Raw genomic sequence first — 20,240 nt, 5'->3', positions numbered from 1 at the left:
TGAAATTAATAACAGATTAATGGAGTGAAAATGGTATGATAAGTAAGAACAGTTCTGTTTGACTTTTCTGACAACGTTCTTCAAAGGTATTTATTTAATTATATCTTGAAAGGGGTTACATAAATGAAAAAGCTCTTTATCGTTTATGCGATTTTATTAGGGGCGTATTTAGTTTATGTGTATGTTGACCATGTTAGGGAAACGACTACAGCCTCATGGGAAGCACAAGGGTTACGAGGAGAAATGGATGAAACTTATGTAATGGTTACTTTTCAGTCAGGCATGGATTATTGGAAAAGTAGTTTAAAAGGCTTTGAAGATGCAGCAAAAGCCCTAAATGTAAGTGTCGAATATCGGGGAGCGGCACAGTACGATATTGAAGAACAAATCACCGTATTAGAACAAGTCATCGCGAAAAAACCAGCAGGTATTGCACTGTCCGCCATTGATCCTTATGAACTAACAGATACGATTAATAAGGCCATTCAAGCTGGAATCCCTGTTGTTTTGTTTGATTCAGGAGCACCTGAGAGTAAAGCCTATTCTTTTTTAGGAACAAATAATTATAATGCGGGTGCCACAGCGGCACATGAATTGGCAGGGTTATTGGATGGAAGTGGCGAGGTTGCCATCATTACGAATGAGAACCAACTAAACCACCAAGAAAGAACAAATGGATTTATCGAAACGCTAGGAGCAGAATACCCAAGTATCCATGTTGTTTCGATTCGCGATGGAAAAGGGGACAGGCTTGTGTCAAGGCAAATGACATTAGAATTAATAAAAGAGTATCCACAATTAAAGGGAGTGTTTGCGACAGAAGCAAACGGTGGTGTCGGTGTTGGTGAAGCAATAAAAGTCGAGCAAAAAATAGGAGACATTCAAATTATTAGTTTTGATACGGATAAAGGGACTCTTGATATGGTAGAGGATGGAGTGATATCGGCAACATTAGCTCAAGGAACTTGGAATATGGGATATTGGTCACTTCAATTTTTATTTCACCTTCATCATGAACTGACAGAACCTCAAGTTTTAAAATCGAGAGAACTTGCCCCCCTACCATTATATCTTGATACAGGTATTACCATTGTAACAAAAGAAAATGTGGAGAGTTATTTTGCACACTAGGTGGTGCCGTAATGAATGTAAAAGAGATTAAATTTAGTAACTTATCGATTAAAAACAAACTAATTATGACCTTTTTACTAATTGGGATTGTCCCTGCCATTTTGCTCGCTATTTTAGTAGGGTGGACAGTGGATAGAATCATTGAAAAGCAAGTACATGATAATACGGTGCAACTTATTGAAAAGGTAAATGATTCGGTTGAATCTCATATTGAAAATGTACAAAATATGACTTATTTTATTTCATTTAATCCAACGGTGGATGAATTTTTTTCAGGGGACGTTCAATTAGAAACGATGAATGCTGATGAAAAGTATGAGCTTACAAAGTTTTTACAAAGCTTTACGACTCTTCACCCGGAAATTGCGGGAATTTTAATCGTAAATGAGGAGGGGCAATATGTTAGTAATGAATTGTATTCTAGAACGACGTTTTCCCTTAAATCTGAATCATGGTACCGTGAAGCGGTCGAAAATCAAGGCATTGCCAAAGTTTTAGGGCGAACGAAAGGAAGAAAGATTGCGTCGCATGTAAATTATAGGGAAGATGAAATTGTTTCTGTTGTTCGTGCGATTATCGATCCAATTTCACAGGAAGTCAAAGGTGTTATTTTAATTGACTTAAAGCTTCGCGTTATTGCGGAAACAATAAAAGATGTTCGTTTGGGCAAAACTGGATATTTAATGGTACTTGATGCTAATGGAGAAAAAATCTATTCTCCCACTCACTCCATTCTTCAAAATATATCAATAATAGAAGAAATACAGTTCAATAATGGGACGTTTTCAAAGAAAGTAAATGGAGAATCTTTGCAATTTATTTATCGCACATCGACATTTACGAACTGGACAATGGTTGGGGTCTTTCCCTCAAATGATACGATACCAGAAGTTCAACAAATTCAGTTTTTTGTCGTCAGTTTTTTATTTTTTGTATGTTTATTTGGAATTACGGCCTCTTATTTTTTATCACATTCAATTTCTAAACCAATACATGAATTAATGATGGCAATGGAAAAAGCAGAATCTGGTGATTTATCGATTCGATATAAAGGAGTTAGAAAAGATGAAGTAGGTAAGCTTGGGAGAAGCTTCAATAGCATGCTTCATCAAATCGATAAACTAATTAAACTAACCGAGCAGCAAGAACGGAAAAAACGAGAAGCAGAGTTTCGTAGTTTACAAGCAAATATAAAACCGCATTTTCTCTATAACACACTCGATACGATTCAGTGGATGGCAAGGAAAAAAAATGCACCGGACGTAGCTGAAATGGTAGGTTCTTTATCAAAACTATTCAAAATAGGATTAAGTAAAGGCAAGACTATCATCCCAGTAAGGGAGGAAGTTGAACATATCAAGAGTTACTTGAAAATTCAATCGGTGCGATATCAAAAGAAACTAAACTACACAATTACAGTTTCACCAAAACTCGAACAGGTTACTATTTTAAAAATGGTGTTACAACCGATTGTTGAAAACGCGATTTACCATGGCATTAAAGAAAGACGTTCCGAAGGGTTAATAACAATTGAATTGATGGAGAAGGAAGAGAATCTCTTCATTACGATTCGTGATAACGGAAAAGGAATGAATCATGAAAAACTCCAACAGTTACGATATAGTCTAGCTTCTTTTGTAACAACTCCTCCATTAAAAGGAGATGTTGAAGAAACAACGGGATACGGACTTGCAAATGTTCATGCAAGGTTAAAGCTAACCTTTGGCGAGGAGTACGGTGTGAGTATTGAAAGTAAAGAGAATAAAGGAACAACAGTGATTATTATTCATCCTTTATTATTAGAAGATGAAAAAAGATGGTGAGGTGATTTAAAGTGGAGCAGTGGAAAGTGTTAATTGCCGATGATGAAATCATTATTCGAGAAGGAATAAGAGAAGTTGTTAGTTGGGAATCTATCAATTTAAAAGTCGTAGACGAGGCAGAAGATGGAGAGGAAGCTCTTGAACTCGCGGTACAACATGATATTGATATTTTACTAGCTGATTTAAATATGCCGATTATGAATGGACTAACTTTAATTAAAGCGATTCGAAAACAATTACCAAACTGTAAAATTATTATCATTACTGGCCATGATGAATTTCGCTATGCACAAGAAGCTGTTCGTTTAAATGTTACCGATTATATTATGAAACCCGTTGATCCCCTTCAATTAACAGCAGTATTAGAAAAGGTATCGCTTCAGCTAGAAAAGGAACAAAAACAAAGAAAACAAATGGATTTGGCGTCCAAACATATTGAAAAAAACATCCCACTATTCAGAGAACATTTTTTCATGGATTGGATCGAAGGAAGGATAACTCAAGAGAATATCGGTGCTCAGCTTGAATTTTTACACTTGCCGAATGAACTTCCAAAACAATTAGGGATGATTCGCTGGGCAGATATGGAAAAAAATGCTTCACTAGTAACGGAAAAGGAACGAGATGAAATTTTATGTAAAGTAGAAAACATCATTCGTGAGCAACTTCTCACCTATACACATGTTATATTCCGACAAGAAAGGGATATGGTTGTCACAATATTATGGGAAGAAGTAGAAGAACAAAAACTTCTGAATATAGAAAAACAAATCCAAATGGATGTAAAAATCGTAACGAACCAACATTTTGAAATGCTGAATGAAGACATTCATATGATAACAGCCTATAATCGCTGTAAACAGTTCGTTTGTTCCAACATGGAAGTTTCCTATATTGTTAGACGTGCAAAACAATATATAAGTGAACATTATTCTGATTCAAATCTTAGTTTAGAGTCTGTTGCCGATTCTCTACGTGTATCCTCAGTTTATTTAAGTCGAATGATTAAACAAGAGTTAGGGATTTCGTTTATCCGATTGCTTACGAAATTAAGAATTAAAAAAGCAATAGAACTATTAAACACAACAAATATGCCGATTCATGAAGTATCAGAACAAGTTGGCTATGAGACTCAGCACTATTTTAGCACTGCATTTAAAAAAGTGATGGGAGTTTCACCAAAGCAATATCGGCAGGGAAGTGCATTTAAAAAAGTATAATGTTCAACTACACCAATATGGTGTAGTTTTTTTGATTAATTGCTAATGGTGTCCGTTCCCTTCTTTCCCGCAGGAGTCGAGTGGCTGGTACTCTATTTTTTATTCGATTTAATGATGAGTTAGGAAAGAAAGTTCAAATTTTATAAAAAACATTAAAAAATTGCAAAGAATATTAAAGCGCTTTCAAATACAATTAAAGCGTAATCACAAATAAATAATAGGGGGTTTTTCTATTGAAAAAAGCATTTATTCTTTTGGTCACGATGGCTTTGGCATTTGTTCTTGCTGCGTGCGGAGATTCTAGTGAATCGGGTACTATCGGAATTTCAATGCCGACACAATCTTCTGAAAGATGGATAGCGGATGGGAATAACATGGTTGAACAGTTTGAAGAGCTTGGATATGAAACAAATCTTCAATATGCCGAAGATGTCATTGAAAACCAAATTGACCAAATCGAAAACATGATTACGAGAGGTGTCGACGCGCTTGTTATTGCAGCGATTGATGGAGAAGCATTAACGGAAGTGCTTGACTTAGCAGCTTCTATGGACATTCCTGTAATCGCTTACGACCGCTTAATTCGAGGGTCTGAACATGTGAGTTATTATGCCACATTTGATAACTTCCAAGTCGGTGTTTTAAAAGGGGAATATATTGAAAAGTCATTAGGTTTAGCAGAAGGAAATGGACCTTTTAATATTGAGTTGTTCGCTGGTTCTCCAGATGATAATAATGCTTATTTCTTTTTTGATGGTTCGATGTCTGTTTTACAACCGTATATCGATAACGGTCAGCTCGTTGTTCAAAGTGGGCAAACCGATTTCCAACAAATTGCAACACTAAGATGGGACGGTTCAGCAGCACAGGAAAGAATGGATAATTTACTAAGTGGATTTTACACAGATAAAACATTAGACGCCGTTTTGTCCCCGTATGACGGAATTAGTATTGGGATTATTTCATCATTAAAAGGTGTTGGATATGGCTCAGCTGATTTACCGATGCCGGTAGTGACAGGTCAAGATGCGGAACGTCCATCGATTGTCTCCATTATTGCTGGTGAGCAAACTCAAACGATTTTTAAAGATACGAGAGAGTTAGCAGCTAAAGCGGTAGATATGGTTGATTCGATTCTAAAAGGTGAGGAAGCTGAAGTCAATGATACTGAAACATATGATAACGGTGTAAAAGTTGTCCCATCTTATTTATTGGCTCCTACTTCTGTTGATATTACAAACTACAAAGAAGTACTAGTCGGTAGTGGCTATTATGATGAAAGCGATTTCGAAGAATAGTAGAGATGAAAAAAAGTAAAAGACGATTTAGTGGTAGTATCACTAAATCGTTCTTTACATCTTAGGGAGTAGGTGAGTTTAGATGGATTCGATTTTATTAGAAATGAAAAATATAACGAAAGAATTTCCAGGTGTAAAAGCACTTGACCATGTCAATTTTAAAGTGCATCAAGGGGAGATTCATGCTTTAGTAGGCGAAAATGGCGCTGGAAAATCAACCTTGATGAAAGTCCTAAGTGGTGTTTATCCTTATGGATCCTATGAGGGGGATATTCTTTTTGAAGGAAACGTATGCGAGTTTAAAGATATTAACGATAGTGAGAAAAAGGGGATTGTTATTATCCATCAAGAGTTAGCGTTAATTCCTGAACTATCAATTGCCGAAAACATTTTTCTTGGTAATGAACGAGCGGTAAAAGGCATTATCAATTGGAACCGTACAATCACAGAATCAACAAAACTACTAGAAAAAGTCGGGTTAACGGTGGAACCACGTACATTAGCGATGGATATTGGTGTTGGTAAGCAACAGTTAGTTGAAATTGCAAAGGCCCTCTCAAAAAAAGTGAAACTATTAATTCTTGATGAACCGACTGCGGCGTTAAATGAAGAGGATAGTGAAAACTTATTAAAGTTATTATTAGAGTTTAAAAAACAAGGAATGACGTCGATTATTATTTCTCATAAATTAAATGAAGTGGCTTTCGTTGCGGATAATCTCACTATTTTACGAGATGGTAAATCAATTGAAAGTTTGTCGTTAACAAACGGTGAAGTGACAGAAGACCGAATTATTAAAGGCATGGTCGGTAGAGATTTAGAGAACCGTTTCCCACCAAGGGATCCAAAGATCGGTGAAACGATTTTTGAAGTGAAAAATTGGAATGTCGATGACCCTTTACATGCGGATAGAAAACTATTACAAGATGTAAATCTTTACTTGAAAAAAGGGGAAATTGTAGGAATCGCCGGATTAATGGGTGCTGGAAGAACAGAGTTAGCGATGAGTATTTTTGGGAAATCTTACGGGAAAAACATCAACGGTCAGTTGTTTATGAATGGGAAAGAAATAAAGTTGAATTCAATTCGTGATGCAATTGATGAAGGGTTAGCTTATGTAACAGAAGACAGAAAAACATATGGCTTAATTTTAATTGATGATATAAAACGAAACATTTCATTAACAAGCTTAGACAAAATAGCGAAGCATGGCATCATTAACAAACATGAAGAAGCAAACAAAGCCGAGGAATTTCGTCGGAAAATGAATATTCGAACACCTAGCATTCTTCAGAAAACAGGGAACTTAAGTGGTGGAAATCAACAAAAGGTTGTGTTAAGTAAATGGATTATGTCTCGCCCGAATCTATTAATTTTAGATGAACCGACAAGAGGAATTGATGTTGGGGCGAAATATGAAATTTACAATGTCATCCAAGCTTTGGCTGCAGAAGGAAAAGCGGTTCTTGTGATTTCCTCAGAGCTTCCAGAATTACTAGGGTTATGTGATCGAATTTACGCGTTATGTGAAGGGCGAATCACTGGTGAAGTTTCAAGAGAAGAAGCAAATCAAGAATTATTAATGAAATATATGACGCGAACAGGAGGAAATCGCCATGAAACTAACTGAACTATTAAAAACTAATATGCGTTCGTATGGAATGATTGTAGCACTGATGTTTATCGTCCTTCTTTTTAGTATTTTATCAGACGGTATTTTGCTAAGGCCGTTAAATGTAACGAATATTATTTTGCAAAACAGTTATATTTTAGTATTAGCGATTGGAATGGTTATGGTTATTATTGCCGGTCATATTGATTTATCGGTCGGGTCTGTTTGTGCATTCATTGGTGCGATTGCAGCGATTTTAATGATTGATATGCAATGGCCAACATGGATATCCGTTATTTTATGTTTGTTATTAGGAGCGATTATTGGCGCATGGAATGGATTTTTTATCGCGTATTGTAAGATGCCCTCCTTTATTGTGACGTTAGCGGGAATGCTTTTATTTCGTGGGCTAACAATGGTTGTGTTAGGAGGACAATCGAAATCGCCATATCCCCCTGAATTCCGTTTAATTAGTTCTGGATTTATTCCTGATTTATCGTTTCTCGGCATTAGCTCTTACCACGTATTGACGCTGTTAATCGGGATTGTTCTGTCTGTTTTCGTCATTTTTAGTGAAATGAAAGAGCGACGTGCTCAAACAAAACATGGATTTACGATTTTACCAAATAGCTTTTTCATTGCCAAACTAGTCGGAATGGTAGCTGTCATTAATATTTTCACATTTGTCCTTGCTTCATACCGCGGAATTCCTAATATTCTTGTGATTTTATTTGTTCTTATTGTCGTCTTTACGTTTGTAATGAACAAAACAGTCATGGGCCGTCATATTTATGCAACAGGTGGGAATCAAAAAGCAGCAGAACTATCAGGAGTTAAAACAAAACGAGTGTCGTTTTGGGTGTTTGTGAACATGGGCTTTTTATCCGCGATGGCTGGTTTAATTTATGCCGCACGATTAAACGCAGCTACACCAAGAGCAGGAACGATGTTTGAATTAGACGCCATCGCAGCAGCTTTTATTGGTGGTGCATCGATGGCTGGTGGTGTCGGAACGATTCCGGGCGCGGTCGTTGGAGCCCTTGTTATGGGGATTATGAATAACGGAATGTCTCTCATCGGTGTGAGTATTGATTGGCAACAAGCGATAAAAGGATTAGTTCTGCTTGGGGCAGTTGGGTTTGATATTTATAACCGAAATAAATCGAAATAAGAGGGTTGGTTGGATTTGAAGGAGTTCAATTCGGAATGGGTTGGGCTCTTTTTTATTGTTGTTGGAGGGGGGATAGAGGTGAGGTGGGGTGAAAGATTTGCGAGAAGTTTATATTATAGTGATGAAGGACAAAACTCGAGGGAAAAGAGTGGGAAGTGTCCTTCATAAGAGAGATGAAGGACAAAACTCGAGGGAAAAGAGAGAAAAGTGTCCTTCATAAGAGAGATGAAGGACAAAACTCGAGGGAAAAGAGAGAGAAGTGTCCTTCATAAGAGAGATGAAGGACAAAACTCGAGGGAAAAGAGAGAGAAGTGTACTTCATAAGAGAGATGAAGGACAAAACTCGGTGAAAAAGAGAGAGAAGTGTCCTTCATAAGAGAGATGAAGGACAAAACTCGAGGAAAAAGAGTGGGAAGTGTCTTTCATAAGAGAGATGAAGGACAAAACTCAGTGGAAAAGAGGGAGAAGTGTCCTTCATAAGAGAGATGAAGGACAAAACTCAGTGAAAAAGAGAGAGAAGTGTCCAATAGAAGTGCTCTATTAGACAAAACAAGAGCAAAAACAATGAAAAGTGTCCAATAGAAAATAAAAAGCTAAATTAATGTAAGGCCATGAAAAAATTGTACGTTGCTTCAACATACACAAGGTGTTTTTTTATTAAGTCGATAGTTTTCCTCCATATGAACAGTTTAAGCTGATACTCCGCTTCAATTCTAAGGCAAATACTCAAAGTAATCAAAATCAGCGTAATTGTCACTCTGTTTGCCATTGCTGCTAGTAAATAGGCCAATATAAGCACCAGAAAATCCCTTGACTTTTTCCATACTTAAAATAGTACCATCTGCCTTTTCATAAAGTGGGATCCATTGTTCGGCTTTTGACGCAAAGTAGAAGCTGTATTGTTGACCACTTGCCTCCACTTTTATAAATAGTCGATCGTTTGTTTTGGAGTCTGGGAGAATATGTTCAGCTAACACCTGTTCTACCCCATCTATTCGTGCAATAACGGTAACGAGTTTGTTCATATGCTTTAACGAGTATTCAACCCGATATTGAAAATCATGATTTTGGAAAAGAACAAGCCCCGCTTTTTCATATTCGTTATTTGGCGTAAATTCCATCACCGTTCGTACAGCAAAATCTTTATGTTGTTGCCGTCTTCCAATAAAGCTAGGATTGCTTACTTCAGTAATCTTATCTGGTTTTAGCTTTAATCGTAAAAATCCAGGACGGTCAGTTAATGATAAGAAAGATTGTCTCGGTGTTCGTAAATAATTCCAATAATAAGCTAACGTGTCCGTGTCGAAATGATCACAAGCACGTTCGGTAGGCCATGGATGAATAGAAAGAGAAGGACAAGGCAGTTTCAATTCAACTTTTCCGATTCCCGGATTCACTACGGGCCAATCTTCTTCCCAAATGAATGGAACTAAAAAAGTTTCTCGACCTAAATTACTGAACCCACCATACGGTCGTGAACCTAAACAAACCATCCACCATTCACCATCTTCAGTTTGAATGATATCGGCATGACCGATATTTGTAATCGGATGGCTTCTGCCTAAGTGGCAGTGCGTCAATATTGGGTTTGACTTGCATCCTTCATAAGGTCCTGTAATCGATTGACTTCTTGCTACGGTGACCGAATGAGTGAAACCTGTGCCACCTTCTGCGATAAACAAATAATAGTATCCGTTTAGTTTGTATAGATGTGGGGCTTCTTGAGCATGGATCCACTTTTGTGCTCCTTCCCAAAGACTATATTTTGGTCCGAGAAGCCGACCTTGGTTCACATCGAGCTCTTGCATCCAAATTTCCATATGTTTTGGGTAAAGTTGACCCGATGGTGGTTTTCGATTGGCGAGGATATAACATTTCCCATCATCATCAAAAAACAAAGATGAATCAATGCCTGGTGCCTCTGGAAGCCAAATCGGATCAGACCAAGGGCCGAAAGCAGATGTGGCTGTTACGTAAAAATTTCTTCTTGCTCCTGTTGCACTTTCCACAAAGGTTGATGAAACATAAAACAGGCCATCATGATAACGAATCGTAGGTGCATAAATCCCTTTAGAACAAGGTGTGCCATCAAGATTTAATTGGGAGGGGCGGTCAAGGACATGCCCAATTTGTCGCCAATGAACTAAATCTCTGCTATGAAAAACCGGAATACCAGGATAATACTCAAATGATGACGTCACTAGATAAAAGTCTTTGCCTACGCGACAAATAGATGGATCGGCATAACTACCAGGGAGAATCGGGTTCGTAAAGAGCCTATTCAATTGGATCATCCTTTCTACAAAAATGGTATAGAATCAGTCTAGAACAAAAAAGCATGATTTTGTTTTGAATTCATCGCTTCTTTTGCTTTATAATTTATAAAAATTGTCTTTTTTAGAAAGGGGAGAGTGTGTTGAAAGAAATGATAGGAACGAAATATTCGATTAACGATGAAGAATTTGCGATTCAATATGTGCATCAATCTGGTTTTGTTTCCATGCCAACAGCACATGCTCATCCGTCATACGAGCTCTACTATGTAGTAAATGGAGGACGTGTTTTTTTTATAAATGGAAAAATATACACTGCCGAAAAAGGAGACATGATTATCATTTTTCCGAACGATATCCATCGAAGTACAAGTTCTGAAAAGTTGAAATGTGAACGAATTCTCATAAACTTTCACGATGATTTTATCTCAAATGACATGAGAAACTTTGTATTCGATCGCCTCTCAAAAACGTCATTACTACACATTCCAATAAATAAGCAAGCGCAAATAGAAGAACTACTTGAAAACATGTTGCGAGAAAGCGAAGAAAAACAAGCGGGATATGAACATTATGTCCGCGCTTTATTAATGGAAGTTTTAATCGAATTGTATCGACATGTTACAAAAGAAACGAAAAGAAAAACAGAGTCTAGCCATCCGATGCACCAAAAAATCATTGAAATTGCAGCTTATGTGACAGAACATCTTCATGAAAAAGTGACATTAGAAGATGCAGCCAGTCGTTTTTACATTAGTCCCTCTTATTTAAGTCGTATTTTCAAAACTGTTACAGGTTTTCATTTTAAAGAATATGTTCAAATCGTTCGATTAAAGGAGGCGAAGCGTTTGTTAAGGGAAACGAACTGGAAAATTTCCTATATCGCCGAACAAACTGGATACGAGCATCATGCCAATTTTATTGTCGCCTTTAAAAGAGGCGAAGGGATGACACCTCGTCAATATCGAAACATAAATAGAAGAACGAAGGAGAATAGCTGAAAAGTGTTTGGAAAATCTACCTTGACCAAATAGGAACAAGTGTTCTATTATAGGTGTGGAGGTGTAAAGTTTGAGACCTAGTTTATCGAAGGATATAAACGTAGACAAGTTCAAAGAGTTTTATTGGTTAAAAGAAGAATTGCAATCGTTCTGTCGAGTACACGGAATAAGTGCGTCTGGTTCTAAAATGGAGATTTCTGATAGAGTTGAAGTCTTTCTACGTACAGGCGAAATAAAAAAAGCAACGAGAAAAACGAAAACAAATAAACATCCAGAACAAAAAGGTGAGCTAAGCCTTGATACGGTCATTACAGAACATCATCGTTGTAGTCAAAAGGTAAGAGCATTTTTTAAAAACGTAATCCCAAAGTTTCATTTCTCTACCTATATTCAAAACTATTTTAAAAATAATATTGGGAAAACATATCGAGATGTAGTAGAAGCATGGCATGAGGAAGAAAAACGAAAAAAAGACCCTACATATAAGAAAAACATCGGACCTCAATTTGAATACAATCAATTTATTCATGATTTTTTTGCTGACCCGAAAAACAAAGGAAAAAGTCGGAAGGAAGCCATTGATACATGGAATAACATCAAAAAGCTTCCTGGAAGTAATAAATATACGCCTAATCATTAGGGAAGCACAGTCCGAAGAATATTCGGACTGACTTACGTTGAAAGGAATACAAATTTATTGTTGTAATGAAAGTTGATATAGTTTATCGTCATTCTCCGCTGGATTCCCTCTACCATCTGTGTTGTTTGAGATGAAATATAAAGTATTACCTTCTATCTTTATATCCCGTATTCTTCCTAGGCCAGTGACGATTTCTTGATGCTCGCCTGTTTCAAGATTAAGTTCAATAATAGCGGATCCTCTTAATGCAGCAACATAAAGGCGATTATTGTAGTAATCCATCCCGGATGGTGCCCAAGTAGAGTCATTTCCGGATGTGAATAACGGACTAACCATGCCTTCTCTTTCTTCGTCCCCTTGGATAATGGGCCAACCGTAATTAAGTCCTGATTCAATTTCATTGATTTCATCATTAGCGCTACTTCCATGTTCACTTGAATAAAAGGAGCCGTCTGTTGCCCATGTTAACCCTTGGGGATTTCGATGACCAAAACTATAAATATAGGAATTTGTAAAAGGATTATCCTCAGGAATTGTTCCATCTAATTCCATTCTAATAATTTTCCCTCCTAAAGAGTCAATGTCTTGTGCAATCTCGGGAACGGATGCATCACCCGTTGTAGCATAAAGATATCCGTCTGGTCCAATCTTTAATCGTCCTCCATGATGATAGGTGCCACTTGGGATGTTATCAAGTAGAATATCTTCCTCTTGCCATTGGTCATTTTCATAGCGAAGCGTAACAATCCGATTATAAGGGTCGTCACTTTTTTCATATGTATAGTATGCATAAGCAAGGTTAGTATTAGGGAAGTCGGGGTCTAGCACAAACCCTAGTAAACCGGCTTCTGGCATAGAAGAAAGCTCTTGTTCAAGGTGAACGGTATGCCGTTCTGTTACCCCATTTTCTACTTTAACAATATGTCCGCCTCTTTCTGTTATATAAAAGATGTCCCCTGCTTTTTCAATAGACCATGGGATATCAAGGTTGTCGGCTATGACAATGGGTTCTTCGTTGAATTCTAATTCTTCTTGTGTTTCTTCTATATTGTCTGTGCTTTCTTCTGTTTGCTGTTGTTCGGGTTCAGCGCATCCTGTAACAAAAAAGGTGAGTAAAAATACGAACAGTATTTTTTTCATTTCCTTCCTCCTTTATGGTTTCTTGATAACAGGTTAACAGTTGTTTTGCATTGGATGCAATTAATAAGAGTTTAGTTGTTTCATCTGTTCATTACCTAAATCGAACAGAAAAAATTCGTCGGACATCTGTTCTTCAATTTGCCTGTTTTTTATAGCTGTAGCCTTAAAATTCTAGAAATAGCGTATGTCCGTAATGAAAAGAGGACGGCAGATAGTGGACTAATAACCTCCTCAATTAGAGGGAGTATGCTTGGTAAGTAGAACATTGTAATCCTTTCTAACCACCTTTTTAACTAATGACGATGTCTATGTTTAAAGATGGTGATAACATCTTGAAGAATTCAATGTGCTAATACTTACCATGTGATAGTTTAATTCTTAACCTTCAAAGAAAAAAAGAAACTATTGAAACTTTTTTGTTATTTTTATTAATAAAGGTTGTATTCATATTAAACAAATGAATAAATGAAACATCGTGAAAAGACAGGCGTTCAGCAATAATCCCGAATGATTATTTAGAAAAACTTCAAGATTATAGTGGGAAAATCCATCGTTAGCTATTATAATGGTGGTAGAAAATATATTAGCGTTTACATTATTTAATAAATATTTATATTAATATTAGTACCAAAGGAGAGTATTCATGGCACAGAAAAAACGATTTCAAGACCAGATTATTGCTCATTATCATTTTAACGACCCGAATGAAATTGGAAAGGATTCCTCAGGCAGGGGGAATAATGCCACTGCTGAGGGAACAAGTAAACCAACGATTGAAAAGGTCGGAGAAAGAACGGCTGTATCATTTTTCGGTGGAACAAACGGTAGCTCGTATATAAAACTACCAGAACATTTACTAAACTCTATCAACGATCATACCGGTCTTACTGTTAGTACTTGGGTCTACTTTAAAAAAGGGACAAATGTATGGGAGAGAATTTTTGATTTTGGGAAGGGGGCAACTGGTCCGTATTTATTTTTATCACGTAATTTAAGAGGGGTTTGTTTTTCAGAATCAGACATTGTGGCTGATGCAGGAAGGACGTATTCTTCAGGGGAATGGATTCATGTTGCGATGTCTGTTACAGGAACAAAGGGTGGTACGTTAAGCAGCGCCGGTCCGATTATTTATGTAAATGGGGAAGTAATCGCAGATGGGTCAATTAGTCAAACATCAAGTGGGATGTATAAAAGACTTCGTCAGTGGTTTGACACTTTCTCTGAACCTGAAGGCTATTGTAATAATTATATTGGCCGATCGCAGCATGAAGTTGACCCTGATTTCAACGGCTCTTTGACGGACTTTCGAGTGTATAACGTTGGCCTAACCGAAGATGAAGTTATTGAAGTAATGTGTGAGTCTCTAACAGATAAAGAAATTACAAAGCTTGCGAAAGATAAATACTTATCATTTCCATTAGCGGTCGTCAAAAAGGATGTTTCATTACCGATGTCTCTTATGGGAGGAAAGGTTACGGTTTCATGGGAATCTAGTGACCAGTCATCATTATCGAATGATGGAAAAGTAGGGGAGGTCGACTCTCCAAAAGCCGTAACGTTAACGGCAAAACTTCGTAAAGGGGAAGATGTTGCCGAAAAGCAGTTTTCTGTTACTGTTCTACCAAAAGGTCTTCCATCACATACGTTAACGATTGATGGAAAAAAAGAACTTGTAGATGTTAGTGACACATTCTATGGCCTTTTTTATGAAGACATTAACAATGCGGCAGACGGTGGGATTTATGCAGAGCTTGTGCAAAATCGCTCGTTTGAATCGTTCGCTTTTGATACGTATTCCCATCAGTCTGGGGAGTGTGGTTGTTCTACAGGAAGAAATCATGAGCCACTCCATGCATGGTTTGGGGACATTGACAATGTAACCGTTTGTCATTCAGGAGGATTAAACGAGCTTTTTGGCATAACGGATAAAGAGGTGAACTCTCACTATATTACGGTTAGAGCGGGTAGTATGCTCGTTAACAAAGGATTTACCGATTCCAATCACCACTGTGCGATGTCGATTACGCAAGGGGATGCCTATGACTTTACGATTTGGGCAAAAGCAGAGCATGCTAGTCACATTCACGTACAGCTTCAAAATGAGAATGGTATCGCCATAAGTGATACGATTACGATTGACATTGAAGGTGGGGGAACGTGGAAAAAATATGGAGTTGACGGAAACATTGTTTTAACGGGTACAAAAACAGGACTTGGTCAACTAGCTTTAACATTTGATGGTGAAATTTCAATTGATATGGTTTCTTTAATCCCACAAGATGTGTGGGGAGCTAGTGAAGAAGAAGTATCGAAAACAGCTCACTCGAATTACAAGGGAAATCCTAACTATCGCCTACGAAAAGATTTAGTCCAAGCGTTAGTTGATTTACATCCGACGTTCCTTCGTTTTCCAGGAGGTTGTATATCAGAAGGCTCATATATTTGGGATAATGTCTATGAGTGGAAAGATTCTGTCGGTGCAATTGAGCTCCGAAAAGAAAACTTTAATGTATGGGGTTACATGATGACGATGGGGCTTGGCTATATGGAATACTTCCAATTAGCTGAAGATCTTAATGCGACACCGTTACCAGTCATGGCTTGTGGTGTCCTTTGTCAGGCACGATCAGATTATGTCCATCCTGCAGGTGGAGAGCTTCGAGATTATTATGTAAAAAGTTTTACAGATTTAATTGACTTTGCGATAAGTACAGATGTTGAAACGAATGAATGGGCTCGATTACGGAAAGAAATGGGACATGAAGCACCGTTTCCGTTACATTATCTTGGGATTGGAAATGAAAACTGGGGAACAGAATTTTTTGCTAACTTTGAATACTTTAAAGCGAAAATTGATGCTTATATGGAAAAGAATTATCCTGGCTATGAATTACACATTATTTCAACAGTCGGGGCCCAGGCTGATGACGATGCGTATCAGGAAGGCTGGAAGTTTTTAAGTGGTAATGTAACAGGAACAGCCACAGTGAACTTCACAGATGGGAAAACGGTAACTGAGGAAACGGTCTCATGGTATGAAAAGCAACCGAATTATATGGATACGATTGCCGATGAACATTATTATCGTTCAAATGAGTATTTATTAAACAATGCGGATCGATATAACTATTATTACCGGGCATATCAAGCCGATGGAAGTTTGGATGAAAGGGAAACATCTAAGGTGTTCGTAGGGGAGTATGCATCCACTGATAAAAATACGTTAGCAGGGGCGATTGCAGAAGCTGCAATCATGACGGGCTTTGAAAAAAATGCTGATGTTGTCAGGTTAACGGCGTATGCCCCATTATTTAATAAAGTACTAACGGATGGAACATATCGTTGGACACCTGATTTGATTTGGTTTGATGATGAAACAGTATGGTTTACACCGAATTATTACGTGCAGCATCTGTTTGCTAAGTATATTGGAAGCAAGGTATTAGATACTTCTTTCTCAACTTATCGCAATGGAGAACTTACCGAATTGACTCCACGTGGAGGCATTGAAATTGCAGCTGGAAATGCGGAGCTCCATGTTAAAGAAGTGAACGTGATTGATAATGTTACAGGGAAGCTTTTATTCAACCAGGATTTCACGAAGGAATTGCATTCAGGTTGGCAAGTGATCCCTGGTTCAAAAGGCTACAAGTTAGATGCTGAAAAAGGGTTAGTCCTTGAAGCACAAAGCGGAGGCTTAAATGGGCTATATCTTTTAAATCCGGCTTGGAGTAATTATAAAGTCGAAGTAACGGCAACGAAAGTATCAGGCGATGATGGTTTCTACATTGGTGTTGGATTAACGGATATTTCAGCAGAGAAAAAGGATGTCATCGAGTATGCTGTCGGATATAACGGTACCGCTACAGGTGTGAAAGTGTATAAAGACGGAGTTCAAGGGTATATGTTAGGTGACTATTCTTCTAGTACAGCCGCAGGGAATTTGCGCTCAAGTTGTTTGGAAGAAGTAGTTGAGGGTACGCCTTATACGATTTCTGTGAATTATGGTGGAAATGCTGGTGATCGACTAATTTGTTTCTACACAGATGGCGAGTTCTCGAGTAAAGTTTTAGATTATAAGTTGGAAGCGTATAACAGCGACATATATAACTCTGTTACAAGTGATGACGACGCTATTTATGCAAAACTTGTCAATGCTGATCCTTTTGAAAAAACGGTAAAGCTTTCCTTGAAGGAAGTTGAAGTCGCTAAAAAGGCAAAAATGGTTGTAGTAACAGGTGATGATTCTCTTGTTCATGCTCCAAATGTGAATAAAAAAAATGCCGAGCAGGTAGTGCCTGTTGAGACTGAAATCCAATTTGAAGATAACAGTGCTACAATCACATTGGCAGCGAATTCGGTTACTATCATTGTAGTGAATAAAGAGAGTTGATTTGTAGTTATTGTTTTAGAAATTGAAGTGGAAATGAAAGAGAGGGTGTCCAAAAAGTTTGACTTTTTGGACACCCTCTTTATTTAACATATTAGAAAGCATAAAAATTTAGGTATAGCAGTGATTCCCTGAAAAAACAGTTGTTAAATTATACCAATTCACTTATAATTAGTTACGATAATTTCAATTTAATAATAGGGAAGTTCGGATGGGAGTAGATGTTATGTTAAAAAGATTTTTCATGGTTTTGTTTTGTTTATGTTTAGCTATTGTTTCGTTATTAATAGCTGCTACACATCCAACAGGTCCTAACACAGTTTCATTCAATGAACCTGTAACTTTGTTGTTAAATGTAGGAATCCTTGTTTTACTATTTTTACTACCTTTAATGCTAGCTTTTACTAATAATTTTGTGCTAAGAATTATTTCTGCTGTTTATCAAGGATTTATCGTATTAGGTTTTTTACCTCTTATTTTAGTTGGGTTTATTATCCCTAATATATGGGTAATTATTGTAGCGATTTTAGGTGTCATTGTTAGTGTTTGTAGTATTGTAGCTACAATTATAGAGGGTCCGAAAAAGGAGAGTTTGGTTGCTAGTTAAGAAGTGCTGTGAATGAAAGTACTAAAAGTCGATTAGTTTTAGTTGCGATAGTTAGTTTAGCAACGAGCATAGTCCTCAATTGTTAATCCCTATTTATATCATTCATCTTTAATAACGTTCAACTTTTTCATTTTGTTGAAACAATGTTTTCATTCTAAATAATACAAAATCTGTCTTTATACTAAAAAAAACTACACTCAGCTATTCTGAGTGTAGTATTTTAAATAATATCTATTCTTGTTGAAAAATCAATTACTTTACTATTTTTATCTTCACTTCTTTTGTAGATTCCTCAGAAGGTATAATCAGTTGTTCTTTCGCCATTTGCTTTGCAATTTTTGGTGTACTCCAAAGTGGTGGAAGCAACAAGATAGAAACAGGAACTGCCGTAACTACAATAAAGTTTTGTAATGCTTGTATGCTACCTTCCCCAATCGTTAGAAGGACGATAGATAATATACCAAATAGAATCGCCCAAAAGACTCTCATCCATTTTTGCGGATGATCCGTTCCCTGTAAGGTGACAGATACTGTATAGGAAATGGAATCAACAGTCGTCGATACAAACACAATACTAACAAGTAAGAATCCAATAGCCAACCATAATCCCATCGGTAGTTGGTCCATAATGGCCATGACAGATGCAGGCATTCCACCGTCAGCTAATGCCATTGAGATGGAACCTGGATTGATGAGTTCAAGAGATAATCCTGTACCCCCAACAACTGTAAACCAGAAATTACTAACTAACGGAGCAATGATGGATACGGCTACGATAAGCTCTCTAATCGTGCGACCACGCGAAATTTTACTAATAAAAATCGCCATCATTGGTGCATACCCGAGGAACCAGCCCCAGAAAAATATCGTCCAATATCCAAGCCAAGCTTGATCAGCGCGATATAAATTCATTTCTAAAAAATGATGGAACTGAAAAACTTGAGCGCTAATAAAAGAGTCTATTAAAAACATTGTTGGTCCAATGATGAGGATGATTGCTGTTAATGCAACAACAAAAATCACATTTAAACGACTTAAGAATTGGATACCTTTATCAACCCCGCTCGCTACAGAGAAAGCAGCAATAAGGATGAGGGCTCCGATAACGAAAATATTCGTCGCTAACGTATTGGGAATATCAAATAAAAAATGAAGGCCGTATCCAATTTGCAGACCTAAAAATCCGATTGGCCCCATTGTGCCTGCAGCAATTGCAATAATGGAAACGATATCGGCAGTAGAACCAATAATGCTTTTATTAAAAACTTTTTTTCCGAGGATAGGATATAAGATTGCACGTGGTTTAAGAGGATATCCTTTATGATAGTGAACATACATGAGGACAATCGCTGTTAATGTACCTAAACACGCCCAAGCTAGGAAGCCCCAGTGAACAAAGCTTTGCGATAAAGCCGGTATGACCGCTTCTTGTGGCGTCATCCCATCATTTGCAAACAACGGTGGAGTTGTTACAAAATGATAGATTGGCTCTGATGCAGCCCAAAACACACCACCACTAGCTAGTAGAGTACAGAGAATCATGGAAATCCAACGGAAATAACCATTCTCCGGTTTCTCCATTTTTCCTAATTTCACATTTCCATACTTTGAAAAAGCTAATATAATGCCAATCACAAAATTCCCCAATAATAATAATTGCCAATAAGCACCGAAAAATGTGACTGACCAATTGAAGGAGTTTGTTACCCAACCTTCAACCATTTCAATGTTAATTAGCGATAAAATGACAAAGAGAAATAAAAATCCTCCACTAACAGCAAATGTCGTCCAATCCGTTTTCATATTCTTTATTGTTTTCATTCTTTTCCTCCTATTTAACGAAGCGAGTTCGTTATTTTCCTTTTTTATTGTATTTCTTGATGTCTGGAGGAAAAGGTTACGGAACAGAAGTGCCACTTGCTCTCTTTCTAAAA

The 20,240-nt window shown here is 37.3% G+C and carries 13 protein-coding genes; 10 read left to right on the top strand and 3 right to left on the bottom strand.

What is annotated here, in order from left to right; translation table 11 throughout:
• The first annotated feature begins 123 nt into the window (after positions 1–123).
• From T323_RS0115965 to mmsB, 6 genes are all read left to right on the top strand, one after another.
• Entirely contained in the window at positions 124–1,131 is a 1,008-nt protein-coding gene (locus T323_RS0115965; RefSeq protein ID WP_026674154.1) for a substrate-binding domain-containing protein, read from the top strand.
• An 11-nt stretch (positions 1,132–1,142) separates the two neighbouring features.
• Positions 1,143–2,954 carry a cache domain-containing sensor histidine kinase gene (locus T323_RS0115960; RefSeq protein WP_026674153.1) on the top strand — a complete coding sequence of 604 codons (1,812 nt, stop codon included), beginning with the start codon at positions 1,143–1,145 and terminating at the stop codon, positions 2,952–2,954.
• Positions 2,955–2,965: 11 nt separating this feature from the next.
• Complete coding sequence (locus tag T323_RS0115955; protein ID WP_026674152.1) at positions 2,966–4,174, top strand: response regulator transcription factor; 1,209 nt, start codon at positions 2,966–2,968, stop codon at positions 4,172–4,174.
• 233 nt (positions 4,175–4,407) lie between these two features.
• Positions 4,408–5,472 (top strand): multiple monosaccharide ABC transporter substrate-binding protein, encoded by a 1,065-nt coding sequence (gene chvE, locus T323_RS0115950; protein WP_026674151.1) that lies wholly within the window; start codon positions 4,408–4,410, stop codon positions 5,470–5,472.
• Between the two features lie 82 nt (positions 5,473–5,554).
• Complete coding sequence (gene mmsA, locus T323_RS0115945; protein WP_026674150.1) at positions 5,555–7,102, top strand: multiple monosaccharide ABC transporter ATP-binding protein; 1,548 nt, start codon at positions 5,555–5,557, stop codon at positions 7,100–7,102.
• Positions 7,089–8,255, top strand: a complete 1,167-nt coding sequence (gene mmsB / locus T323_RS0115940) for a multiple monosaccharide ABC transporter permease (protein ID WP_026674149.1) — start codon at positions 7,089–7,091, stop codon at positions 8,253–8,255. The genes mmsA and mmsB overlap by 14 nt, the downstream gene beginning before the upstream one ends.
• A gap of 713 nt (positions 8,256–8,968) precedes the next feature.
• On the opposite strand, the gene T323_RS0115930 is transcribed toward mmsB, so the two are convergent.
• Positions 8,969–10,540 (bottom strand): glycoside hydrolase family 43 protein, encoded by a 1,572-nt coding sequence (locus T323_RS0115930; RefSeq protein WP_026674148.1) that lies wholly within the window; start codon positions 10,538–10,540, stop codon positions 8,969–8,971.
• A gap of 140 nt (positions 10,541–10,680) precedes the next feature.
• Here T323_RS0115930 and T323_RS0115925 point away from each other — a divergent pair, with 140 nt between their 5' ends.
• Positions 10,681–11,529: an AraC family transcriptional regulator gene (locus T323_RS0115925; RefSeq protein WP_245613748.1), complete on the top strand. Its 849-nt coding sequence runs from the start codon at positions 10,681–10,683 to the stop codon at positions 11,527–11,529.
• A gap of 70 nt (positions 11,530–11,599) precedes the next feature.
• Complete coding sequence (locus T323_RS0115920) at positions 11,600–12,169, top strand: DUF6434 domain-containing protein (protein ID WP_026674146.1); 570 nt, start codon at positions 11,600–11,602, stop codon at positions 12,167–12,169.
• 54 nt (positions 12,170–12,223) lie between these two features.
• On the opposite strand, the gene T323_RS0115915 is transcribed toward T323_RS0115920, so the two are convergent.
• Complete coding sequence (locus T323_RS0115915; RefSeq protein WP_026674145.1) at positions 12,224–13,309, bottom strand: PQQ-dependent sugar dehydrogenase; 1,086 nt, start codon at positions 13,307–13,309, stop codon at positions 12,224–12,226.
• 643 nt (positions 13,310–13,952) lie between these two features.
• Between T323_RS0115915 and T323_RS0115910 the strand changes: the two genes are divergently transcribed.
• Together T323_RS0115910 and T323_RS0115905 are read left to right on the top strand one after the other, a co-directional pair.
• The gene (locus tag T323_RS0115910) at positions 13,953–17,702 is read left to right on the top strand and encodes an alpha-L-arabinofuranosidase family protein (protein ID WP_026674144.1); all 3,750 of its coding nucleotides are present in this window, start codon (positions 13,953–13,955) and stop codon (positions 17,700–17,702) included.
• A gap of 208 nt (positions 17,703–17,910) precedes the next feature.
• Positions 17,911–18,306: a YdeH family membrane protein gene (locus T323_RS0115905; protein ID WP_245613738.1), complete on the top strand. Its 396-nt coding sequence runs from the start codon at positions 17,911–17,913 to the stop codon at positions 18,304–18,306.
• A 252-nt stretch (positions 18,307–18,558) separates the two neighbouring features.
• On the opposite strand, the gene T323_RS0115900 is transcribed toward T323_RS0115905, so the two are convergent.
• Positions 18,559–20,127 (bottom strand): BCCT family transporter, encoded by a 1,569-nt coding sequence (locus T323_RS0115900; RefSeq protein ID WP_026674142.1) that lies wholly within the window; start codon positions 20,125–20,127, stop codon positions 18,559–18,561.
• Positions 20,128–20,240 lie beyond the last annotated feature (113 nt).

It is taken from the genome of Alkalihalobacillus bogoriensis ATCC BAA-922 (genome assembly GCF_000621445.1).
Classification (GTDB): Bacteria; Bacillota; Bacilli; order Bacillales; family Bacillaceae_F; genus Bacillus_AO; species Bacillus_AO bogoriense.
This window is presented reverse-complemented; position numbering and strand designations above follow the sequence as displayed.

Bases quoted from the DNA above. Each gene is read 5' to 3' on its own strand.
- T323_RS0115965 (WP_026674154.1), top strand. From the start codon at position 124: ATGAAAAAGCTCTTTATCGTTTATGCGATTTTATTAGGGGCGTATTTA.
- T323_RS0115960 (WP_026674153.1), top strand. From the start codon at position 1,143: ATGAATGTAAAAGAGATTAAATTTAGTAACTTATCGATTAAAAACAAA.
- mmsA (WP_026674150.1), top strand. From the start codon at position 5,555: ATGGATTCGATTTTATTAGAAATGAAAAATATAACGAAAGAATTTCCA.
- mmsB (WP_026674149.1), top strand. From the start codon at position 7,089: ATGAAACTAACTGAACTATTAAAAACTAATATGCGTTCGTATGGAATG.
- T323_RS0115925 (WP_245613748.1), top strand. From the start codon at position 10,681: ATGATAGGAACGAAATATTCGATTAACGATGAAGAATTTGCGATTCAA.
- T323_RS0115915 (WP_026674145.1), bottom strand. From the start codon at position 13,309: ATGAAAAAAATACTGTTCGTATTTTTACTCACCTTTTTTGTTACAGGA.
- T323_RS0115910 (WP_026674144.1), top strand. From the start codon at position 13,953: ATGGCACAGAAAAAACGATTTCAAGACCAGATTATTGCTCATTATCAT.
- T323_RS0115905 (WP_245613738.1), top strand. From the start codon at position 17,911: ATGGGAGTAGATGTTATGTTAAAAAGATTTTTCATGGTTTTGTTTTGT.
- T323_RS0115900 (WP_026674142.1), bottom strand. From the start codon at position 20,127: ATGAAAACAATAAAGAATATGAAAACGGATTGGACGACATTTGCTGTT.